A 21715-nucleotide genomic window follows, 5' to 3' on the forward strand; every position below is an offset into this window, starting at 1 on the left:
GATCCGGCGAGCGGCCCACGACGGTTCGGGATCGAGCATCATGGGAGGCGTGAGTGCGGTCGAGCGCAACCTCGAGGCGGATCTTCCGCGGGTGGTGGACATCGGGGCGGCGCTGGTCGTGGTCGGGATGTTCTGGGCCTTGCCTACCATCAGCGCTGGAGGCTCGCAGCGAGGGGTGATCGGCGCGTGCCTGGCGCTCGTCACCGGCGTCGTGATGATCGCCCGGCGGCGGATGCCGTTCGGCGCCACGGTGACCGCCGGGGTGGCCACGCTCGTCGGCACCGTGCTCGGGGTTTGTCAGGATCCGATGCTGGCCACGGCGTGGTGCCTCTATCCGATGGCCATCGAGCGGATGTCGCGGACCCGATTGATCGCGGCCGTGCTGGTCGGCCTCTTCGCTGCTCTCGCGCTGGTCTCCGGCGTACCGGAAGGCGCTGTCCGCGGTCGCGGCCAGCAGTTCGTCGTCGCGGTGGCCGCGCTCAGCGTCGCGTGGCTGCTCGGAATGACGGTGGGCAAGCAGCTGCGCAGCGCGCAGGAGGCCGAGCGGGCCCGGGTGCAGCTGGCCGTGGCACGCGACGTGCACGACGTGGTGGGGCACGCGCTCGGTGTCATCGTCGCCGAGGCCGGGGTGACGCTGAGCCTGCCGGACGCCCGCGAGGACGAGCTGCGGGCAACGCTGGCCGGAGTGGAGGGCCACGCGCGGACGGCGTTGGCCGACGTGCAGAGCCTGGTGCGGTCGTTGCGCACCGACGAGAGCCGGGCGGCGCCGGGCACGGCCGAGTTGCCGACGTTGTTCGCCGCGACCCGGGCCGCCGGCGTGCGCGTCGACGCGTCCGTCGGCACCGGTCCGATCGGTGAAGCGGTCGGCACGGTGGTATTCAGGATCGTCCAGGAGGCGTTGAGCAACGTGGTGCGGCACGCGCCGGGCGCGAGCTGTTGGGTGGACGTGCGGCGGGAAGGAGACGCTGTCGTGGTGCTGATCCGCGACGACGGGCCGGCGGTGCCGGGCGGCGTGGTGCCCGGCACCGGCCTGGGCCTGGACGGCATGCGGGAGCGGGCCCGGTCGATCGGCGGAACGGTCCGGTGGGACGCCCGACCGGACGGCGGGTTCGAGGTTGTTGCGCGTCTGCCCCTGGCCGGTGCTCGATGAGCGAGACCCTTTCCGTCTTCCTGGCGGACGACGACGAGCGCTTCCGCGGCGCGTACCGGAAGTTGTTCGAGCGCACCGCCGGCTTCCGGTTCGCCGGCGAGGCTGCCGACGGCGCTGAGGCGGCCCGCCTAGTGGCATTGCGGAAGCCGGCGGTGGCGCTGCTGGACGTCCAGATGCCGGGCACCGATGGGCTGGAGGCGGCACGGCGGATCCTCGCGGGCGGCGGCACCCGGGTGATCATGCTGACCACCTTCGACCTGGACGAGTACGTCTTCGAGGCGCTCACCCTCGGGGCGTCCGGGTTCCTGCTGAAGAACACTTCCCCGTCGGAGGTGCTGTCGGCGGTGCGCGCGGTGCACGCGGGCAACGCGATGCTGGCGCCGGAGGTGACCACGCGCCTGCTCGAACAGTTCCGCCCGCGCGCCCCGGCACAGCGGCACGCCTTCGTCGGACATGTGCTTTCCGAGCGGGAGATCCAGGTGATCCGCCTGGTGGCCCGCGGGCACTCCAACCAGCAGATCGCCGACGAGTTGTTCCTGAGCCTGGAGACGATACGCACGTACCTGCGCCGGATGTTCGCCAAGCTGGGCGTGAACGACCGCACGCACCTGGCGGTGCTGGCCTACCAGGCGGGCCTGCTGCGCGAACCGCGGTAGGTGTCTACTTCCGGGGGACGCGCTCACGCGACGCCGCCGAGCACGCTGCAGCGATGATTGAGATCTCCGGGCTCACCAAGCGATACGGCGCGAAGCTGGCGGTCGACGAGGTCACCTTCAGCGTGCACCCCGGCCGGGTCACCGGCTTCCTCGGCCCCAACGGCGCCGGCAAGTCGACCACCTTGCGCATGCTGCTCGGCCTCGACCATCCGACCAGCGGCACCGCGCTGATCAACGGCAAGCGCTACCGGGACCTCCGCTTTCCCTTGCGTACGGTGGGCGCCCTGCTCGACGGGGCCGGACCGGTGCCCGAGCGCCGGGCCGTCGACCACCTGACCTGGATGGCGCAGAGCAACCGGATCTCCCGCCGGCGCGTGCGGGAGGTGCTCGACCTCGTGGGCCTGGCGGACGCGGCCAAGAAGCAGGTGAGGAAGTATTCGCTGGGTATGACGCAGCGGCTCGGCATCGCGGCGGCGCTGCTCGGCAACCCGGAGATCCTGGTGCTCGACGAGCCCGTGAACGGGCTCGATCCGGACGGCATCCGGTGGGTGCGGGGTTTCCTGCGGCAGTACGCGGCGTCGGGCCGTGCGGTATTGGTCTCCAGCCACCTCATGGCCGAGATGGCCGACACCGCGGATGACGCGGTGGTGATCGCCCGAGGCCGGATCGTCGCGCACGGGACGCTCAAGGAGATCACCGACGGCCACGAGTCCCTCGAGTCCGCGTTCTTCGCGCTGACCGGCGGCCAGGCGGGGGTGGCCTGGTGAGCACGATCACGGCGGCCGCGCGAGCCGAGTTCACCAAGATCATCTCAATGCGGTCCATCTGGATTGCCGCCAGCGTCATCCTCGCTCTGCACGTGCTGGTACAAGCCACGAATCTGCGTCTCAACTCGGACGCGGTCGCCGCCATCACCCCGAACGGCAGGATCGAACTCTTCGAGGGCGACCCGCAGCCGGCCCACCGGGCGCTCGTCGACTTCCTGGTCACGTCCTCCTTCCAGATGGGCCTGTTCCTGCCGGCGCTCGCCGCCATGATCACCGGTCAGGAGTTCCGCGGACGGCAACTCGGCCAGAGCGTGCTCGCCGTGCCGCGCCGCAGCCGGCTCATCGTGGCCAAGACGATCGCGGCGACCGGCTTTCTGGCGCTGGTCTCCGCAGTGATCGCCGCGATCAGCGCCGCCTTCCTGTACACCGCCACGAGGAACTGGGACCCAGGCCTGGTGACCAGCGCCGACGCGTGGCGCGGCCAAGCGAAGTTCCTGGCCTTCGTGGTGCTGACCGGGCTGGTCAGCGTGGCCCTCACCCTGCTGGCCCGCAGCACCCTGCTGGGCATCGTGATCACCGTCGCGCTGATCGCGCTGACCATGACACAGCTGCTGTCCGCCCTGGCGCCGGTTCTGGATTCGCTGCTTCCGCTCAGCGCTGGGCGCAATCTGCTGCTGAACCCCGCGGAGAACGATCTCTCCGCCGGCCCGGGCCAGGCGCTGCTCGTGCTCATCGTCTGGCCGGTGGTGACCATGACCGCCGCGGGAATCGCGCTCACGCGCCGGGACGCGCGATGACCGGAGCCGGCGCCGAGACCGGCGAGTTCCGGCTGAACGACCTGGCGACCGCCGAGCTGACCAAGATTCGTACCCTTCCGGCCAGCTGGCTGGCGTTTACCGTCGCGCTCGTGCTGAACACCGCGCTGGGCTTCGTGGCGGGGACCGATGCGGTGCGCCTCGCCGGCGCGGGCGGAACGACCCCGATCGCCCAGCTCGGCGTGGTGATGCTCGCGCCGGCCTACGTCTTGCTCGCGGTGCCGGTCCTCGCCGTGGGCAGCGAGTACCGCGGCGGCCAGTTCCGGGTCAGCCTCGCGGCGGTTCCCGCACGGCACCGGTTCTTCGCGGCGAAGCTGCTGGTGAGCGCGGCAGTGACAGCGGTCGCGGCGGTCGTCGTGGTGGTTCCCGGGTACGTCCTCGAGCACGGCTCGGCGACCACGGTGGACGGGCTAGCGGCCCGGGCGCTGGCGTACCTGCTGCTCGGCCTGACTGGATTCGGGTTCGCGGCGCTGGCGCAGTCCGTCGTCACACCGATCGCGGTGCTGTTCATCCTGCCGGTGCCGGTCTCCACCACGCTGGGTGGTCTGCTGCCGCGCCTGGTACGGCTGCTGCCGCACGAGGCGATGCTGAGTTTCCTCGGCATGCCCGCCGGTCCGGAGCTCACGCTCGCACGGCCGGCGGGACTGGCGGTGGCCACGGCGTGGGCCACGCTGCTGGTGACCCTCGGCTGGTTCACCACCGCCCGACGGAACAGCTGACCGGTCAGGACGGCTGCTTGAGCGCCAGCGCGCAGCGTCAGTGTCACCGGTGAGTGAGGAGGGCGCTGTTGCATTTGCTATCAGGAGACACGGCTGACCGGGTACATCCGGCTCAGATTGCGGCGGCGAGTTCGGCGAAGGCCGGTTCGGCCGTCCCGCGTTCGGCATTCAACAGAACGGGCTCGTGGCGGCGTTGTCAGTAGAGGCAGCATCGGCGAAAGGCGTGAGGTTGACGTTCGAGGAGTTCCTGGCAGCGGAGCTGCCCGGACTGACCCGCTTCGCGGGCGCGCTGACCGGTGACCGGCATCTCGCCGAGGACGTGCTGTCCGACGCGCTGCTCGTCGTGTCCCGGCGGTGGAGCCGCATCGCCGAGATGGACAAACCGCTGCCGTACGTACGCCGGGCGGTCGTCAGCACCTTCTTCTCCGAGCGGCGCAAGGCCGCTCGGCGTCGTACCGAGCCCGTCGCCGACCACGCCCTCCTCGATCGGGCCGAGCCGGATCCCGGCGACGACGTCGCCCGCCGCGACCTCGTCGAACGGCTCCTCGCCGGTCTGCCGCCCCAGCAACGTGCCGCCCTCGTCCTGCGGTACCTGCTGGACCAGACCGACGAGGAGATCGCCCAAGCGCTGGGGTGCTCCACGGGCACCGTGCGCTCACACCTGTCCCTCGCCCGGTCAGTACTGCGGCGGTCCGGAACCATCGAACGGAGCTGAGGAGCATGGACGTCAACGAGCTGCGCGGCGCGCTGCTAAGCCACATTCCCGATCCGGACGCCGTCCTGCGACGACTGGCGGCGAAGCGGCGGGCGCAGCGCAGACGCCGGATGATCCTCTGGGGGTCGGCCTTCGGCATCGCCGTCGCGGTGGTCGTTGCCGCGCTGGTCTGGTCGGCCGGCGCCCCGCAACCGCTCACCACGCAAGCCGCGCAGTCCGGCGCCGCGCAGATGTCCTCTCCATCGTCCTCGTCGACCGGCCCGGAGGCCGCCAACGGCTGCGGTGGCATGCTCTTGACCGAAACGCTTGCGCGGGCACGCCAGGCGGGAGGCTCGATCGTCCTTGCGCATGGCACCCTGACCGGACGGAGCACCGCCGATCCGGAGGTACAGGCGGAGATGGTACTCAACGCCGTGGAGACGCTCGCCGGACCACCGGTGGCCGACCGCACCATGGTCTGGCTATCCACCGCCCGTGGGCCGTCCGGTCCGATCCCGGGCGCCGATGCCGGTTCCCTGTGGGCGCCCGACGGTTCGCTGTTCGGCATCGTCTGGCCGCAGCGGCTGACCAACTGGCCGACCGGCACGACGCTGCGGGTCGCGCCGGTCGTCGACCAGCAGGTCATCTTCAGCAACGCCGGCTGCTGGGCGGGCGTGGAAGGGCAGCCCTTCACCGGGAAGCTCGCCGAGGTTCCCGGCTCCGACTCCTACGCTCGCGCCGCCCGGACCGGCTTCACCGCGGTCCCCCTCGACACCGTCAGGCGTGCGGCCACCGGCTGACCGAGACCCCACGCGACTCGCAGCGGCCATATGCAGCCGGTCCCGCCGCGGCGGGCCGGGCTGCTAGCTTGCGGCCATGGGTCTCTTCTCACGCTCTTGGACAGCGTTGCGCACGGCGGTCGCCGAACTCCCGGACGAGGCCTTCACGCGGCCGTCCGGCTGCGCCGGCTGGCTCGTGCGGGATCTGGTATGCCACCTGGTCATCGACGCTCAGGATGTCCTGATCACCCTCGTGACCCCCGCCGAAACGGAACCGACCCGCGACGCGGTGACCTACTGGGACGTCGCCGAAACGCCGCCGACCGGCGACGACCCGCTCGACGCGCTGATCGTCCGGCTCGCCGCCGCGTACGAGGAGCCGCGGCTGCTCAAGTTTCACCTCGACGACGTCGGCTCCGCCGCCGGTCGCGCCGCCGAACTCGTCGACCCGGGCCTGCGGGTCAGTACGCGCAACGAGGTCCTCACCGCGGGCGACTACCTCTGCGCGTATGTCCTGGAGTGGACGCTGCACCACCTCGACCTGGTCGCGCACCTGCCGGACGCGGCCGAGCCACCCGCGGAGGGCCTCGCCCGGTCACGCGAGATGCTGGAGAACATCGCCGGGACCGCGTTCCCCGCATCGTTCTCCGACACGGACGCGCTGCTGGTCGGCACCGGACGGCGTGCCCCGACCGACGCGGAGAAGGCCGAACTGGGCGAGCTGGCCGCGAAACTCCCGCTCGTCCTCGGATGATCGTCTGGCTGAGCGGGTGCGTCGGCGCTGAGGATCGCCAACCGTCGCCTCCCAGCGTCTGTCGGCGACCTCCTGCCTGCTGAGGTCGAGCAGTTGCGCTCTGTCTGGCAAGGACTGGACCTCGACGACGTCCTTTCCGACGAGGAGAACGAGGTCGAGGCGGCCGAGGTCGTCGACGCCGCCGGCACGGTGCGCTACCGGCTGTACGGCTGGAACTACGGCGTCGGCTACCTCTTCCCGCCCGAAGGGACGACCCCCGTCGCCTCCGGCGCTCAGCACGACATGGAGCACTGGAACCTTGCCCAGCTGTACTTCTGCTGGAGCGACGATGCCTGTTGGGAGGGCTTGGAACGCTAGACACCCGCATCGCCGTGGTTCCACGACAGCGTGGCCGGCGGGCACCGGTAACTGATCGGCGGTGTTTCACGCAGCGGCACTGGTGAACCAGCCAGTGGCCTGGACAACACCAGCCGGCGAGCAGTGGGCCCGATCTGTGCGGCACCATGGACGGAAACGTTGAGGTACACGCATCGGCGGCGCTCGTGGCGAAGGACGGTCGAGGAGAGGTTGGAGTTCCGGTTACTCGGCAGCATCGAGGCGCATGCGGGCGAAACGCCGATCGACGTGGGACATGCCCGGCAGCGCGGAGTGCTGGCAGCGTTGCTGGTCGACGCCGGTGAGGTCGTGCGGGCCGACCAGCTCGTCGAGCGGGTGTGGGGTGCCCGGCCGCCGCAGCGGGCGCAGTCCACCCTGTACAGCTACCTGTCGCGTCTGCGCCGTGCCCTGACCACAGGGTCCGGCCAGCCGTTGCTCCGCCGGCGCTCCGGTGGCTACCTGCTCGCGATCGACCGGCTGGCCGTGGACCTGCACCTGTTCCGGCACCTGTGTGCGCAGGCCCGTTCGGCGTCCGACGATGATGCGGCGTCGGCCATGCTCGGCGAGGCGCTCGGCCTCTGGCGCGGCACTGCCTTCGCCGACCTCGACACCCCGTATTTCAACCTGCAGCGTGACGCGACAGACCAGGAGCGGCTGGCCGCCGAGCTGGACCGTTGCGACATCCGGCTTCGGCTGGGACACCACGGTGAGCTGCTGGCCGAGCTGCTCACCCGGGCCGAGGCCTACCCGTTGGACGAGCGAGCGACCGGCCAGTTCATGCTCGCGCTGTTCCGCAGCGGCCGCGTCGCCGACGCGCTGGCCCATTACCGGCTGACTCGGCGACGGCTGAGCGAGGAGCTGGGCAGCGATCCGAGCATGGCACTGCAGCAGCTGCACGAGCGGATCATCGCCGGTGACCCGGTGCTCAATGCGGCGGGTGCGCCGGCGCCACGGGCCCGGCTCCTGGTGGAGGCCCCGCGCCAGCTGCCGGCGCCACCCGCCGTGTTCGTCGGCCGGGCCTGGGAGATGGCCGAGCTGGACCGGGTCGCCGACACGGGTGACGTCCTGGGGATCGCGGTCATCGGCGGCACCGGCGGGATCGGCAAGACGTCGCTCGCGCTGCACTGGGCGCACCGCAACATCGACCGCTTCCCTGCCGGGCAGCTGTACGTCGACCTCCGCGGCTTCGATCCGGCCGGGAACCCGGTGCCCGCGTCGGTTGCCCTGCACGGCTTCCTCGAGGCGCTGGGGGTCGCGCCGACCGAGATCCCGGCGGATCTGCCAAGCCGGACGGCGCTGTACCGCAGTCTCGTCGCGGGCCGGCGGATGCTGGTCCTGCTCGACAACGCCAACAGCACGGCCCAGGTCGAGCCGCTGCTGCCCGGCAGTCCGGACTGCATGGTCCTGGTCACCGGACGCCGGCAGTTCGCGGGGCTGGTCACCGCGTTCGGCGCCCGACCGCTGGCTCTGGACGCGTTGCCCAGGTCCGAGGGGCAGGAACTGCTCGTGCATCACCTCGGCTGGCATCGGGCGGCGCGGGAACCCGAGGCCGCCGCGGCGCTCGTGGCGCATTGCGCGGGGCTGCCACTGGCCACGAGTATCGTGGCGGCCCGGGCGCGGATCCAGTCCGGCCTGCCGCTGGCGGTGCTGGCCGAGGAACTCGGCGACCGGTCGGCACGGCTCGACGCCCTGGACGCCGACGACCTCAACGCAGACCTGCGGGCGGTGTTCTCCTCCTCGTACCAGGCTCTCGATCCCGATCTGGCGCGAATGTTCGGGCTGCTCGGCGACGCGCCAGGACCGGACATCAGCCTATCCGCCGTTGCCGAGCTGACCGGCCAGTCCGCCGCCCGGACCAGGGTCGCGTTGCGTCGGCTGACGGCCGCATATCTGCTGCAGGAGCACGTTGCGGGCCGCTACCGGATGCATGACCTCGTGCACCTGTACGCCGCGGAGCGATGCGCTCACGATCAGCCCGCTGCTGTCGTGGGGTCCGCGCGGCAGCGGCTGGCGTCGTTCTACACCGGTATCGCTCTCGCCGCCGACCGGCTGCTGTCGCCGCAGCGCACCGCCATCACGATGGACCCGGCGCGGGCACGGCCGTCCGGTGCGCCCACCGACGCCGCCGCGGCGATGGCCTGGTTCGAGGCCGAGCACCGGTGCCTTCTGGCCCTGCACCGGGAGGTCGTGGAGCACGGCCGGCACGCCGAGGCGTGGCAGCTGGCCTGGTCACTCGACACCTTTCAATGGCGGCGGGGGTACCTTCACGAGCGCGTCGCCATGCTCCAGGCCGCGATCGCCGCCACGGAGACGCTCGCGAACCGGGCAGCTCTTGCCCTCAACCACCGGCTGCTGGGCCGCGCATACGTCCCGCTCGGCCAACACGCGCGTGCGTTGCACCATCTCCGGCAAGCGACGGCCGGCTACGAGGAGGCCGGCGATGCCGACGGCCAGGCCCAGACCCAGCTGAACCTCGCGCTCGCGTGGGAGCATGTCGGCGACTACCGACAGGCCCTCACCCACGCGGCCGCGAACCTGCGCATCCGGGCCGCCCTCGGCAACCCCGCCCGGGAGGCCGAGGCACTCAACGCGCTCGGCTGGTACCACGCCCGCGTCCAGGACTACGAGGAGGCCGCCCGCTACTGCCATCGAGCCCTCGCCCTCTGCCGGGAGCAGGGCTACCGCGAAGGCGAGGCCTATACCTCCGACAGTCTCGGCTACATCGCTTACCACAGCGGCCGGCCCGCGCCCGCGCTGCGGCACTATCTCGACGCCCTGAGGCTGCGCCGCGAACTGGGCGACACCTACGAGGAGGCGGACACCCTGGTCCACCTCGGCGACGTGTACCGTGCCGTCGGCCGCACCGCCGACGCCCTGAGCGCCTGGCGGGAGGCGCTGGCGCTCTACGAAGAGCAGCACCGTGCCCGTCAGGCCGCGAGTGTCCTGGACAAGCTCGTCGAAGTGCGGGCCGGCCGGGTGCATGAGGAGACGGCCTGACTCACCGTGGCGTTCCGGCCCGGTGCGCCGACATCTCTGCGAACAGTTGCCGGTTGAACAGTTGCTCGGATTCGATGATGCCAGCGCCCACCGCGAAGTAGCGTTCGACCAGGTCCGGCCGGGTGCTCAGGAACCGCAGCACGGCCAGTCTGTATGGCGACACGTCCAGCGTCCCGGCGAGCAGGGCCATCCGGTAGAGCGGGTTGAAGCGGGCGATTCGTTGTTCGGCGAACCGTCGCAGCCCTTCACGCAACCGCGCCTCGTCGTGCAGACCGTCACCCACGCAGTCGGCGAGCATCGCCGCCTGTTCGAACGCGTCGGTGATGCCCCGCGCGGTGATGGAGTCCTTGTGGTGGCCGGCGTCGCCGACGAGAACCCAGCCCGGTCCACAGGCTTGGCGGAAGAAGTTTCGCTGGTTGTTGGTCCCGCGCAACCGTTCGGTGCGGGTACCGGCGGCGACCCGGTCGAACAGACCCGGCGCGGTGGCGCGGATGTTGTCCAGGTAGGAGTCCAAGGCGTGCTCGCGGACCTTCGCGAACTCGGCGCTGGGGAAGTAGGCGCAGACGAGTGTCTGGTCATTGTGCGTGGGCAGCGCTCCCACAAGACGGCCTGGCTGCTCGTACAGCTCGAAGTCCGCTCCGATGCCCGTCCAGTAGGTGTAGTAGATGCAGGTCAGCCGCTGGTCCTCGATTTCGATGGGTGCGCCGACCCGCTCCGCCACGGTCGACCGCATCCCGTCCGCGCCGACGATGAGCTCAGCGGCGACCGTGTCCCGGCCGCCGGCGCGGGTGCGGTAGGTGACGCCGACCGGCCGTCCTTTGTCGAAGGTCACGTCGACCACCTCGCAGGCGTCGCGCAATTCGGCGCCCGCAGCGACTGCGGCATCTGCCAGCACCGCGTCGAGCACTTGGCGGCGTGGCGCGCAGGTGAAGTCGACCCCGTCCACCACCGGTGCCTTCGCCTCGAGCCACACGTCGCCGACCTGGTGCGAGATCCGCTCAATCCGGGGACAGCCGGTGGCCATCAAGGCATCCAGGAGTCCCCACCGGGCGAGCAGCGCCAGGCCGTTCGGGTGGATGTAGTGCGTCGACAGCGTGTCGCTCGGCAGGCTTGCCCGGTCGAGCAGCAGCACGCGATAACCACGACGGGCCAGCAGCAGGGCGGTCGCAGCCCCGGCGCAGCGAGCCCCGACGACAACAACGTCGTACCGTTCCCCGGTCACAGCGCACCGGCAAGGTTCTGACCGGCCGCGATAGGCCAACCGTCACCGGACCGGACCCGGCCTCCGCACTCCTGGCCGGACGGCGCGGACCTGATCGCCGGCGCAGACACGCACGAGTCCTCCAGTTCAGCGAGGACTTCGGCGACAAGCTCATCAACCGGCATAGGCGCCTCCTGACGTCGGTGGGAACGACACATCGATCAACTGAGACCTGGTGCCGACCCAGGGTGTCCCTCGCGCCCTGCGCAAACCTTGTAGGAAGCTTGAATCCACTGGCCAAACCGGCGTTACGGTTATATGCGCAGCTTGCTGCGGTAGGCGATCTTGATGCGCCCGCAAAGGGCGTTTCCGGCACCACCCTGGGCAGGGCCTTCGTGCTGCCGGGTAGCGAGAGATGAACAGTACGTGTCGAATTCATCGACCGATTGCATGATCGACTCGCCCTATGTACTGGCTCACGTTCTGCACCGGGCGCTACCCTGACCGCACGCCACGCAAGGGACCACATCGCGGCACGCCACCATGCCAACCATGGACACGGGGCGATACCGCTCAACTCTGCACTGGTTCAGCCGAAGGAGAAGTCGGCCGAAGACGTCGGCCGAGACAGGGGCGGGTGACGGCAGGCGGTGGACGAGACCGACGAGCTTCCCGCCGACTACGCCCGCCGACTGTTGCCGGTGTTCGGTCCGCTATTCACCGTGGCCTTGTCCTGGGCGGTCGCGCGGTACGCCGGCTACGAGGGACTCACGATTCTCGGCTGGCTGCCCGGTGCGCTCGGGATCGCGACCGGCGCCTGGTACCTCTTCCGCGCCTCCCGCACCCCGCACCTCTCCCCCGCCGGCCGCCGGTTCTGGCGACACCTGGCGATCGCCGCGTTCCTCATCGCTCCCGCGACAAAACCGCTGACCGAGGCGAGCCTCGGCGTACGCCCGACCGGACCGGTGCTGGCCGGCGCGGTCCTGTTGCTCAGCGTCGCGCTCCTGCTGGTGCTCTGGGCACTGCTCCGCCTGCCGACGAGAAGCCGGAGCCGGGGCGACTGGCTGCGACTCGGGCTCGACGCCGCGACGGTGCTGATCTGCGCGGCGACGTTCCTGTGGCACTTCGTGCTGCGCCCGCTCGTCGAGGCCGACGCGGAACTGCCGAAGGTGCTCGGCCTGCTCGCCCTGAGCCTGCTCTGCCTGCTCGCGGTGCTCGCCGTGGTCAAGCTGATCCTCGTCGGCACCGGCGCGGTCGACATGGGTGCGCTGCGCGCCCTGGCGCTGGTGGTGCTGCTCGGCGCGGTCGGCTCGGCGCTCGTGCCGGTGCTGCGCGACCCGCGCCTGTCCGGCGTGTCGAACACGATCACCATGCTGGAGGCGGTGGTGGTCGCGCTCGCCGGCCTGATCCAGTGCCGCCGTGCGGTGCCGGTGACGACGCCGCGGGCCGGTCGCAGGCCGTACAGCATCCTTCCGTATTTTGCGGTCGCTGCCGTCGACCTCCTGCTCATCGTCGTCACGTTCGGTGACGGCAGCACGGTGGCGGTGCTCACCGGCGCGACCGCGGCGACCGCGGCGGTCGTCGTCCGGCAACTGCTCGCGTTCCGGGACAACGACGCGCTGCTGGGCTCCCTGCGGGAACATCAGCGGCTGCTGCACGAGCAGGCCACGCATGACGCGCTCACCGGGCTGCCGAACCGGATGCTGTTCAACGACGCGCTGGAGTCGGCGGCGGCGGCGATCCTGGTCGACCTCGACGACTTCAAGGCGGTCAACGACACCCTCGGGCACCCCGTCGGCGACAGCCTGCTCACCGAGGTCGGCAGGCGGCTGCGGGCAGCGGTGCGCTCCGGCGACGTGGTGGCGCGGCTCGGCGGCGACGAGTTCGCGGTGCTGCTGCCCGACACCGAATCCGAGGGTGTGACGGCCCGGATACTCACCGAACTGACCGCTCCGGTGCAGACCCACGGCCACGTCCTCACCGTCTCCGCCAGCGTCGGCGTCGCCGAGCGCGGCCCCGACGACGACGCGCAGGCCCTGCTCCGCCACGCCGACATCGCCATGTACGCCGCCAAACAGCGCGGCAAGGGCCGCTCCGCCCGGTACACCCCGGACCTCTCCGGCCTGCTGACCTCCCCCGACGCCGAGACCCGCCAGCGGGAGCTGCGCCGCGCCGTCACCGCGTCGGCACCGCCGGTCACCCTGGAGATCAGCCGCTCGACCCTCGTCGCGCCCGGTTTCACCGCGGAGCTGGCGACGATCCTCACCGAGACGGGCCGGTCCCCGAGCGCGCTGACCCTAAAAATTCCGGCCGGTCAGCTCTCCGATACCGATGCGGTACGTGCCGTGCTGCTGGACCTGCGCTCCATGGGCGTACATCTGGCGCTGGACCACACCGGCACCCCGCACGCGCGGCTCGACCTGCTCACGGCGCTGCCGTTCACGCGGCTCGTGCTCGACCCGTCGTTCTTCGCCGGAAACGGCCGCCAGGCGGCCCTCGCCGAGGCGGTGATCCGGTTCGCCCAGGACACCGGCATCGAGTACACGGTGATGGGCGCGGAGGTTCCCGCGCCCATCTAGGCCGTGTTCTCAGGCAAAATCACGCGCCGGCCGCAGCAAGTTCGTCAGCCGGCGACAGCCTCGCGTTCAAACGTGCGGGCCGCTTGCAGAAGCACCGCCGGCTCAGGATTTGGAGAGCGCTCTCCGACTTGCGCCCATCAACACCGCCGCCGCACGTCCTCGAGGAGCAGCGCCGCCGGATGCCGCCGACCCGGCGGGGGCAGCAGGGAAAACGCCTCGCCCCAGCGGCGCAAACCTGCCGGCCGCCGCCCACACCGACATGCCACGGCCCAAGTTCCGGAACCGCGGACCCCTTGACAGCGCGCCCCCAGAGCACGACGCTCATCTCTTGGAGAGCGCTCTCCAAGAGATGACTCCGCGGTCCCGCCCCGGAGCCCCGACACCCCGTCGACCGGAACACCAGTGCACCACCGCACCCCGCGGTGGCACTGCCCCCTGCCCTGCAACCGGGAGCAAAGAATGTCAACCGCCGCACCGCCGACGGCACAACACCGCCGCCGCCGAAATCTCGTCATCGCCGCCGTCGCCACCCTGCTGCTCCTGGCGACGTACGCGGTGACCACCACCCTGGCGGCGAGCGCCGCCGACACGCTGATCTCGCAGGGCAAGCCGGCCCTGTCGTCGTCCGACGAGAACGGCGGCACGCCCGCCTCGGCCGCGTTCGACGGCGACCTCACCGGCACGCGCTGGTCCAGCCAGTACGCCGACCCCCAGTGGCTGCGTGTCGACCTCGGCCAGACCGCCACGATCTCGCAGGTCAAGCTGGTCTGGGAGGGCGCGTACGCCACCGCGTTCAAGCTGCAGACCTCCAACGACGGCACCAACTGGACCGACATCAAGTCGGTCACCGGCGCCACCGGCGGCACGCAGACCTACGACGTGACCGGCAGCGGCCGGTACGTGCGGATGTACGGCACGGCACGCGCCACCGGCTACGGCTACTCGCTGTGGGAGTTCCAGGTCTACGGCTCGTTCGACGGCGGCAACCCGACCGCCGGTCCGTGCAACACGACCGCCAACGCCGCGCAGGGCAAGCCCGCCGACGCCTCCAGCGCCGAGAACACCGGCGCCAACGCGGCCTCGGCCGCGGTCGACGGGAACGCCGGTACCCGCTGGTCGAGCCAGTTCAGTGACCCGCAGTGGCTGCGCGTTGACCTCGGGTCGGTGCAGTCGATCTGTCAGGTGACGATCAACTGGGAGGCCGCGTACGGCAAGGACTTCCAGATCCAGACGTCGACCGACAACACCAACTGGACGACGATCAAGACCGTCACCGGCGGCACCGGCGGCAACCAGACCTTCGACGTTTCCGGTTCCGGGCGTTGGCTGCGGGTCTACGGCACCGCCCGTGGTACCGGATACGGGTACTCCATCTGGGAGTTGATCGTCCGGACCGGCAGCGGCCCGACATCCCCGAGCAGCAGCCCCAGCGCCAGCCCGAGCCCGAGCACCAGCACCCCGCCCGGCGACCCGGTGCCCGGCGGCGGCGACCTCGGACCCAACGTGATCGTGTTCGATCCGTCGATGTCAAGCGCGTCGATCCAGGCCAAGCTCGACCAGATCTTCACCCAGCAGGAGACCGCGCAGTTCGACACCGGCCGCTACCAGTTCCTGTTCAAGCCCGGCACGTACAACGGCCTCAACGCGCAGATCGGCTTCTACACGTCGATCAACGGTCTCGGCCAGAACCCGCAGGACGTGCGGATCAACGGTGACATCACCGTCGACGCGGGCTGGTTCGGCGGCAACGCCACGCAGAACTTCTGGCGCTCGGCGGAAAACCTGTCGATCTACCCGGTCAACGGCATCGACCGCTGGGCCGTCGCGCAGGCCGCGCCGTTCCGCCGCATCGACGTCCACGGCGGCATGACCCTGGCCTCGCCGAACTGCGGCTGGGCGTCCGGCGGGTTCATCGCCGACAGCCGGATCAGCGGCAACATCAACCCCTGCTCGCAGCAGCAGTGGTTCACCCGCGACAGCACGATCGGCAGCTGGAACGGCTCGGTCTGGAACATGGTGTTCTCCGGCGTGCAGGGCGCACCGGCGACCAGCTTCCCGAACCCGCCGTACACCACGATCGCGCAGAGCCCGATCACGCAGGAGAAGCCGTACCTGTACGCCGACGCGAGCGGCGCGTACCGCGTTTTCGTCCCCTCGCTGCGCACCAACAGCAGCGGCGCGACCTGGATCAACGGCCAGACGCCGGGCACCTCGCTGTCGATCAACCAGTTCTACGTCGCCAAGCCGGGCGTCTCGGCCGCGACCCTCAACCAGGCGGTGGCGCAGGGCCTCAACCTGCTGTTCACGCCGGGTGTGTACCACCTGAACCAGACCGTGAACATCAACCGCGCCAACACGGTCGTGCTCGGCCTCGGCTACGCGACGATCGTCGCGGACAACGGCGTCCTGCCCATGCAGGTCGGCGACGTCGACGGCGTGAAGATCGCCAGCCTGCTGTTCGACGCCGGACCGACGAACTCGCCGGCCCTGCTGCAGGTCGGCCCGGCCGGCGCGACCGGCAACCACGCCGCCAACCCGAACCTGCTCTCCGACGTGTTCCTGCGGGTCGGCGGCCCGGGCGTCGGCAAGGTGACCAACGCGCTCGTGGTCAACAACAACAACACGATCATCGACCACATCTGGGCGTGGCGGGCCGACCACGGCGACGGCGTCGGCTGGACCGTGAACCCTTCCGACACCGGGCTCATCGTCAACGGCCAGAACGTGATGGCGTACGGCCTGTTCGTCGAGCACTTCAACAAGTACAACCTCATCTGGAACGGCAACGGCGGCCGCACGATCTTCTTCCAGAACGAGCTGCCGTACGACCCGCCGAACGCGGCCTCCTGGTCGCACGACGGCATCGTCGGCTACGCCGCGTACAAGGTCGCCAACAACGTCACCTCGCACGAGGCATGGGGCCTGGGCAGCTACTGCGTGTTCACCAGCGACCCGTCGATCGCCGCGTACCACTCGTTCGAAGTCCCCGTGAATCCCAACGTCAAGTTCCACAGCGTGCTGACCGTGTCGCTGGGCAAGGGTTCAATCACCCACGTCATCAACGACACCGGCCCGGCCGCACAGGCCAACAACGTCGTCCCGTCCAACGTCGTTTCCTATCCCTGAGTCGTACGAGCTGAGCCCGGGGCCGGTCGGCACACGCCGACCGGCCCCGGCCGTTTGTTGCCGTAGCCCGTCTCAGGGCACCAGATGGATCCGCACCTTTCGCGCGTGTACCGCGGCCTCCTCCAGCACCGCCAAGCGGGGCTCCGCCACCTCCAGCAGGTGCGGGTGGCGGATCGTGGCGAGCCGGGCGAGGCGGCGGTCGGCGAGCACCGCGTCGACCATGCCCTTGTCCCCGCCGCACACGAGCGCGGCGACGACGTCGTCCGGCGCCGCGTCACCACCGGATGCGTAGGGCAGCAGCACCCGGACCGCGATGTCGGCGGCCTTCTGCGCGACGGCGTCGGCCTGGTTGTCGCGGCGCCGGGCGTACCGCTGCTGCGACCACCCACCGGCGGCGGTCCGCCCGTGGATGTGGAAGCGCTCCACTTTGGACGCTGTGATCGCCGTACCGTCGACGACGGCCACCCCGACGGCCCCCTTGCGCGCCAGCAGCAGCGCGATCCGCGGCGGCGCCGGCAGCACGGCCAGCAGCGAGTCGACGTCGGTCGCCCCGTCGAGCCCCGGTGGCGGATACAGCCGCGCGGTGTCGCCGTTGCTGGCCCCGGTCAGCACGAGCCCGTCCTCCTCGGCCCCGTCGTGCCGCCCGTAGAACCCGTCCAGCCACCCCCGCAGCCGCTCGGGCGAGATCTCCACCCAGCGCCCGCCCCCGGCCGCAGGCCGTGCCGTCACCATGCCTCCAACCTTGTCACAGGTCCGGACCGGCGCCGTCACCCGCGGCCTGCTGCTCGGCCTCCTGATCGCACACGCCGTGGCTCGATCCGGCGGAGCGGATGCCGCGGCCGCACGGCGCGGCTTTGCACGGACTCTGGCGCGCCCGGCCCCGACCACACTGGCCGGCCCGGCCGGGCGCCGAGCTTCCGACCGGCTCGCCCCGAGCGCAAGGTGCCCAGCCGCCGGTTCGGCTTGCCGATCGGCACCCTGTATCAGCGGGCGCCCGGAGCGTTCCTAGGAGGTATGACACCTTTCTAAAGCTGGGAGCACCCCATGGGCTACCTGGATCCGCAGATCGAGGCACCGCGACGGCCGAGCACGGCGGAGCTCGGCGAGCGCAGCGACCGCGTCCTCTACCTCCGGTCGTACCTGCTGATGCGGGCGGTGATCGGCTTCGTCGGCGTCGCCCTGCCGTTCGTGCTGGTGCTCGGCGACTGGGCGCTCGAGCACGGCTCGCTGCTCGCCAAGGGCTCGCTCAGCGCGTACTTCTACTCGGGCATGCGCGACGTCTTCGTCGGGTGCCTGTGCGTCACGGGAGTGTTCCTGATGACGTACAAGGTCTTCGAGCACACCCTCGACAACCTGCTCAGCAGCGTCGCCGGGGTGGCGGCGCTCGGGGTGGCTTCGGCACGTCGTGGCTGACGAAGGGCCTGGAACTGCGCGTACTGCTCGGGCCGAACACCGCCGGGCAAGCGATCGGCGAGCAGGCGGGTGCGCTCGGGTGATCCGCTCGGATCGTGCGGCCCCGCGCCGACGTCAGCCCCGGCAGAGGGAGGACGTCGACGTGGGGCTCACGCCGGTGGCGACTACTTCCGCCCCCGGACGCCGTTCTTCTTCCGCGGCTTCACGCTGATGTGGATCGGCGTGCCGATGAACTCGAACTCCTCGCGCAGCTTGCGCTCGACGAACCGGACGTAGCCCGGGTCGAGCGGGCCGGTCGTGAAGAGCACGAACTTCGGCGGCGACACCCCGGCCTGGGTCGCGAACAGCACACGCGGGGCGCGGCCGCCGCGGACCGGGTGCGGGGTCGCCTGCACGAGCGCGGTGAGCCACTGGTTGAGCTGGCCGGTGGGGATGCGCCGCTCCCAGTTGTTCAGCGCGGTCCGCAGCGCCGGTGCGAGCTTGTCGACGGCCCGGCCGGTCAGTGCCGACACGTTGACCCGCAGCGCCCACGGCACGCGCCGGAGTTCCCGCTCGATCTCTTTGCCGAGTTGGTACCGGCGGTCGTCGTCGACGAGGTCCCACTTGTTGAACGCGATGACAAGCGCCCGCCCCGACTCGATGACCATCGTGATGATCCGCTGGTCCTGCTCGGAGATGGGTTCGCTCGCGTCCAGCAGGACGATCGCCACCTCGGCGGCCTCGATCGCGGCGTTGGTGCGCAGCGAGGCATAGTACTCGGTGCCGCTGGCGTGCGAGACCCGCTTGCGCAGGCCGGCGGTGTCGACGAGGTGCCAGGTGTCGCCGCCGAAGTCGACGAGGCTGTCGACGGGGTCGACGGTGGTGCCGGCGACCGAGTCGACGACCGCCCGCTCCTCCTTGGCGAGTTTGTTGAGGAGGCTGGACTTGCCGACGTTGGGCCGGCCGACGAGCGCGATGCGGCGCGGTCCGGCCTCGCGCGGCTCGGCCGGCACAGCCGGCGGCAGGTTCTCCAGGATCTTGTCGAGGAGGTCGCCGGAGCCGCGGCCGTGCAGTGCCGAGACGGGGAACGGCTCGCCGAGGCCGAGGCCCCACAGGCTCGCGATCTCGTTCTCGATGCGTGCGTTGTCGACCTTGTTGGCGACGAGGACGACCGGCCGGCCGCTGCGGCGCAGCATCCGGACCGCGGCCTCGTCGTCGGAGGTCGGCGGGATCGTGGCGTCGACCACAAAAAGGACGACGTCGGCGGTCTGCGCGGCGATCTCGGCCTGGGTGGCGATCGCCTTCGCACGTTCCTTGGCATCGGGCAGCCAGCCGCCGGTGTCGACGACGGTGAAGCGGCGGCCGGTCCACTCCGCGTCGTAGGCGACCCGGTCGCGGGTCACCCCGGCGACGTCCTCGACGACCGCCTGCCGGCGGCCGAGAATGCGGTTGACCAGGGTCGACTTGCCCACGTTGGGCCGGCCGACGACAGCCACGATGGGCAGGAGCAGCTCGGCGCCGCCCGGTGAAACATCGACGCCGTCTTCGTCGACGTTGATGTCGGCGGATGCCTCAGCACTCACGGGAATTCCCTTTGTCCTTCGCCCGGTGGCCTATGCCGTCACCTTCTCCAGCATTCGCTGAAGGCGCTCGACGACCTCGTCGATGCCGAGGGTGGTGGTGTCGAGCACGACCGCGTCGTCGGCCTGGCGCAGGGGGTCGGCGGCGCGCGTCGAGTCAAGTCTGTCACGCCGGGCGAGATCGGCCGCTGTGGCCGCATGGCTGGTGGCGTTCTCGGAGCTGCGGCGGCGGGCCCGCTCGTCGGCGGACGCGGTGAGGTAGACCTTCAGGTCGGCGTCCGGCGCGACGACCGTGCCGATGTCGCGGCCCTCGACGACGATCCGCACCGACGCGGCGATGATCGCGCGCTGCTGGGCGACCAGGATGGTCCGCACCGCCGGCACCGCGGAGACGGCGGAGACGGCCTGGGTCACCTCGGGACCGCGGATCTCCCGGTCCACCGCGACGCCGTCGATGCTGATGTGCGGGTCGAGCGGATCGGTGCCGATGCCGAGCCGGACACCCTCCGCGACCGCGGTGATCTTGTCGGCGTCCTGCAGGTCGACCCCGTCACGCAGGACCGCGAACGTCACCGCGCGATACATGGCGCCGGTGTCGAGGTAGCGGGCGTCGAGCGCCTGCGCGACCCGGCGGGAGATGGTGGATTTGCCGGAGCCGGAGGGTCCGTCCACGGCAACCACCAGTTGCCGGCTCTCGTCGCGCACGCCCGTTCTCCTCACCCCGATGAAAACCGCAGAAACTCCGGTTCGACAGTAACCGACCCGCCGGTGACGCCTCGCTACGGGAGGCCTCCGTCGGGGCCGTCGCACGCCGGCTCACTCACGCACGGCTCGCCCGGGCACGGCTCGCCCATCGTGCGGTCGGCCTCGGGCAGCCGGGACAGCACGGCGCGGGACAGCTCGATGAGCACGTCGACCTGTTCCGAGGTCAGGGCGTCGAAGAACCAGTGCCGCACGTGGGCGACGTGCCGGGGCGCGGCCTCGCTGATCGCCTCCCAGCCGGCCTCGGTCAGCACCACGAACGCGCCGCGCGGGTCGTCCTCGCAGGGCTCCCGGGCGACCAGGCCCCGTTGCACCATCCGGGTGATCTGGTGGGTCAGCCGGGTCTTCTCCCACTCGGCGGCGTGCCGCAGCTGGAAGACCCGCAGCCGGCCGCCGGGCGCCTCGGAGAGGCTCACCAGGACGGCATATTCGGCGCCGGTGAGACCGGTCTCACGCAGCAGCTGCCGGGCGAGGCGTGTGCGGACCTCGCGGTCGAGTGCGATGTAGCCGCGCCAGGCCTGCTGTTCGCGGTCGTCGAGCCAGTTCGGCGTGGCCCTGACCGGGACCTGGATTCGGGTGTCGTCCGGGACTGCGGAGCCGGCGCCCGGTGCTGCCGGGATCTCGGCCACGGGCTCCGCCTTGGGGTGTGTCACACATCAAGTCTAGGGGATGGGTGACACGTCACCCAGGTTCTGGCTATCGTGTCGGTGACACGTCACCCTTGCGGTGACGTCCAGAACGGACAGGAAAAGGACGAGGGACATGACCAAGGTCGGAATCATCCTCGGCAGCACGCGGCCGGGTCGAAACGGCGAAGCGGTCGCCAAGTGGGTGTACGACATCGCGAGCCGTCGCACGGACGCCGAGTTCGAGCTCGTCGACCTGCTCGAATACAACCTGCCGCACCTCGACGAGGCGGTTCCCCCGTCGCTGGGCCAGTACGCGAACGAGCACACCAAGCAGTGGTCGGCGAAGATCGCCGAGTTTGACGCGTACATCTTCGTGACGCCGGAGTACAACCACTCGACCAGCGGCGCGCTGAAGAACGCGATCGACTACCTCTACGCCGAGTGGAACAACAAGGCCGCCGGCTTCGTCAGCTACGGCAGCGCGGGCGGCACCCGCGCCGTCGAGCACCTGCGCCTCATCATGGGCGAGCTGCAGGTCGCCGACGTGCGCGCCCAGGTCGCGCTGTCCCTGCTCACCGACTTCGAGAACTACTCGGTCTTCAAGCCGGCCCCGTTCCACGAGGCCACCCTCACCACGGTGCTGGATCAGACCATCGCGTGGGGGAAGGCGCTGGCGACGGTCCGCAAGGGCTGACCCGCGTCACGATACCGAGCTGGCCGGCCGGGGACTTTGAGGGAGG

19 protein-coding genes are annotated in these 21715 nt (G+C 70.7%); 14 read left to right on the forward strand and 5 right to left on the reverse strand.

Annotation, left to right across the window (positions count from 1 at the left end; translation table 11 throughout):
* Window positions 1-49: 49 nt before the first annotated feature.
* From Dfulv_RS36180 to Dfulv_RS36225, 10 genes are all read left to right on the forward strand, one after another.
* Window positions 50-1150 carry a sensor histidine kinase gene (locus Dfulv_RS36180; protein ID WP_259858331.1) on the forward strand — a complete coding sequence of 367 codons (1101 nt, stop codon included), beginning with the start codon at window positions 50-52 and terminating at the stop codon, window positions 1148-1150.
* Window positions 1147-1806 carry a response regulator gene (locus Dfulv_RS36185; protein ID WP_259858332.1) on the forward strand — a complete coding sequence of 220 codons (660 nt, stop codon included), beginning with the start codon at window positions 1147-1149 and terminating at the stop codon, window positions 1804-1806. Before Dfulv_RS36180 ends, Dfulv_RS36185 begins: the two co-directional genes overlap by 4 nt.
* A gap of 53 nt (window positions 1807-1859) precedes the next feature.
* A complete protein-coding gene (locus tag Dfulv_RS36190) occupies window positions 1860-2573 on the forward strand; it encodes an ABC transporter ATP-binding protein (protein WP_259858333.1) in 714 nt (237 codons plus the stop codon).
* On the forward strand, window positions 2570-3370 hold the full coding sequence (locus Dfulv_RS36195) for a hypothetical protein (protein WP_259858334.1): 801 nt from the start codon (window positions 2570-2572) through the stop codon (window positions 3368-3370). The genes Dfulv_RS36190 and Dfulv_RS36195 overlap by 4 nt, the downstream gene beginning before the upstream one ends.
* Window positions 3367-4107 carry a hypothetical protein gene (locus tag Dfulv_RS36200; RefSeq protein WP_259858335.1) on the forward strand — a complete coding sequence of 247 codons (741 nt, stop codon included), beginning with the start codon at window positions 3367-3369 and terminating at the stop codon, window positions 4105-4107. Before Dfulv_RS36195 ends, Dfulv_RS36200 begins: the two co-directional genes overlap by 4 nt.
* Window positions 4108-4330: 223 nt before the next feature.
* On the forward strand, window positions 4331-4822 hold the full coding sequence (locus Dfulv_RS36205) for a SigE family RNA polymerase sigma factor (RefSeq protein ID WP_259858336.1): 492 nt from the start codon (window positions 4331-4333) through the stop codon (window positions 4820-4822).
* Between the two features lie 5 nt (window positions 4823-4827).
* Window positions 4828-5601, forward strand: coding sequence for a hypothetical protein (locus Dfulv_RS36210; protein WP_259858337.1), 774 nt, complete (start codon window positions 4828-4830; stop codon window positions 5599-5601).
* A 76-nt stretch (window positions 5602-5677) separates the two neighbouring features.
* Window positions 5678-6334 (forward strand): maleylpyruvate isomerase N-terminal domain-containing protein, encoded by a 657-nt coding sequence (locus Dfulv_RS36215; RefSeq protein ID WP_259858338.1) that lies wholly within the window; start codon window positions 5678-5680, stop codon window positions 6332-6334.
* A gap of 93 nt (window positions 6335-6427) precedes the next feature.
* Window positions 6428-6691 (forward strand): hypothetical protein, encoded by a 264-nt coding sequence (locus Dfulv_RS36220; RefSeq protein WP_259858339.1) that lies wholly within the window; start codon window positions 6428-6430, stop codon window positions 6689-6691.
* A 210-nt stretch (window positions 6692-6901) separates the two neighbouring features.
* Window positions 6902-9706 (forward strand): AfsR/SARP family transcriptional regulator, encoded by a 2805-nt coding sequence (locus Dfulv_RS36225; protein ID WP_259858340.1) that lies wholly within the window; start codon window positions 6902-6904, stop codon window positions 9704-9706.
* A 1-nt stretch (window position 9707) separates the two neighbouring features.
* Here the strand turns inward: Dfulv_RS36225 and Dfulv_RS36230 are convergent, their stop codons facing one another.
* Entirely contained in the window at window positions 9708-10928 is a 1221-nt protein-coding gene (locus Dfulv_RS36230) for an NAD(P)/FAD-dependent oxidoreductase (protein WP_259858341.1), read from the reverse strand.
* Window positions 10929-11557: 629 nt separating this feature from the next.
* Here Dfulv_RS36230 and Dfulv_RS36235 point away from each other — a divergent pair.
* Together Dfulv_RS36235 and Dfulv_RS36240 are read left to right on the forward strand one after the other, a co-directional pair.
* Complete coding sequence (locus Dfulv_RS36235) at window positions 11558-13486, forward strand: GGDEF domain-containing protein (protein WP_259858342.1); 1929 nt, start codon at window positions 11558-11560, stop codon at window positions 13484-13486.
* Window positions 13487-13945: 459 nt separating this feature from the next.
* On the forward strand, window positions 13946-16612 hold the full coding sequence (locus Dfulv_RS36240; protein WP_259858343.1) for a discoidin domain-containing protein: 2667 nt from the start codon (window positions 13946-13948) through the stop codon (window positions 16610-16612).
* A 72-nt stretch (window positions 16613-16684) separates the two neighbouring features.
* Here the strand turns inward: Dfulv_RS36240 and Dfulv_RS36245 are convergent, their stop codons facing one another.
* Window positions 16685-17344, reverse strand: coding sequence for an acVLRF1 family peptidyl-tRNA hydrolase (locus Dfulv_RS36245; RefSeq protein ID WP_259858344.1), 660 nt, complete (start codon window positions 17342-17344; stop codon window positions 16685-16687).
* A 312-nt stretch (window positions 17345-17656) separates the two neighbouring features.
* Between Dfulv_RS36245 and Dfulv_RS36250 the strand changes: the two genes are divergently transcribed.
* Entirely contained in the window at window positions 17657-18025 is a 369-nt protein-coding gene (locus Dfulv_RS36250; RefSeq protein WP_259858345.1) for a hypothetical protein, read from the forward strand.
* 164 nt (window positions 18026-18189) lie between these two features.
* Here the strand turns inward: Dfulv_RS36250 and der are convergent, their stop codons facing one another.
* From der to Dfulv_RS36265, 3 genes are all read right to left on the reverse strand, one after another.
* Entirely contained in the window at window positions 18190-19563 is a 1374-nt protein-coding gene (der, locus tag Dfulv_RS36255; RefSeq protein ID WP_259868640.1) for a ribosome biogenesis GTPase Der, read from the reverse strand.
* Window positions 19564-19617: 54 nt separating this feature from the next.
* Window positions 19618-20289, reverse strand: a complete 672-nt coding sequence (gene cmk / locus Dfulv_RS36260; RefSeq protein ID WP_259858346.1) for a (d)CMP kinase — start codon at window positions 20287-20289, stop codon at window positions 19618-19620.
* A 74-nt stretch (window positions 20290-20363) separates the two neighbouring features.
* Complete coding sequence (locus Dfulv_RS36265; protein ID WP_259858347.1) at window positions 20364-20999, reverse strand: MarR family winged helix-turn-helix transcriptional regulator; 636 nt, start codon at window positions 20997-20999, stop codon at window positions 20364-20366.
* A gap of 109 nt (window positions 21000-21108) precedes the next feature.
* Between Dfulv_RS36265 and Dfulv_RS36270 the strand changes: the two genes are divergently transcribed.
* Entirely contained in the window at window positions 21109-21669 is a 561-nt protein-coding gene (locus tag Dfulv_RS36270; protein WP_259858348.1) for an NADPH-dependent FMN reductase, read from the forward strand.
* Window positions 21670-21715: the final 46 nt, after the last annotated feature.

The sequence above is a fragment of the Dactylosporangium fulvum genome, assembly GCF_025137375.1.
Classification (GTDB): Bacteria; Actinomycetota; Actinomycetes; order Mycobacteriales; family Micromonosporaceae; genus Dactylosporangium; species Dactylosporangium fulvum.

Bases quoted from the DNA above. Each gene is read 5' to 3' on its own strand.
- Dfulv_RS36185 (WP_259858332.1), top strand. From the start codon at position 1,147: ATGAGCGAGACCCTTTCCGTCTTCCTGGCGGACGACGACGAGCGCTTC.
- Dfulv_RS36190 (WP_259858333.1), top strand. From the start codon at position 1,860: ATGATTGAGATCTCCGGGCTCACCAAGCGATACGGCGCGAAGCTGGCG.
- Dfulv_RS36200 (WP_259858335.1), top strand. From the start codon at position 3,367: ATGACCGGAGCCGGCGCCGAGACCGGCGAGTTCCGGCTGAACGACCTG.
- Dfulv_RS36210 (WP_259858337.1), top strand. From the start codon at position 4,828: ATGGACGTCAACGAGCTGCGCGGCGCGCTGCTAAGCCACATTCCCGAT.
- Dfulv_RS36215 (WP_259858338.1), top strand. From the start codon at position 5,678: ATGGGTCTCTTCTCACGCTCTTGGACAGCGTTGCGCACGGCGGTCGCC.
- Dfulv_RS36240 (WP_259858343.1), top strand. From the start codon at position 13,946: ATGTCAACCGCCGCACCGCCGACGGCACAACACCGCCGCCGCCGAAAT.
- Dfulv_RS36245 (WP_259858344.1), bottom strand. From the start codon at position 17,344: ATGGTGACGGCACGGCCTGCGGCCGGGGGCGGGCGCTGGGTGGAGATC.
- Dfulv_RS36250 (WP_259858345.1), top strand. From the start codon at position 17,657: ATGGGCTACCTGGATCCGCAGATCGAGGCACCGCGACGGCCGAGCACG.
- Dfulv_RS36270 (WP_259858348.1), top strand. From the start codon at position 21,109: ATGACCAAGGTCGGAATCATCCTCGGCAGCACGCGGCCGGGTCGAAAC.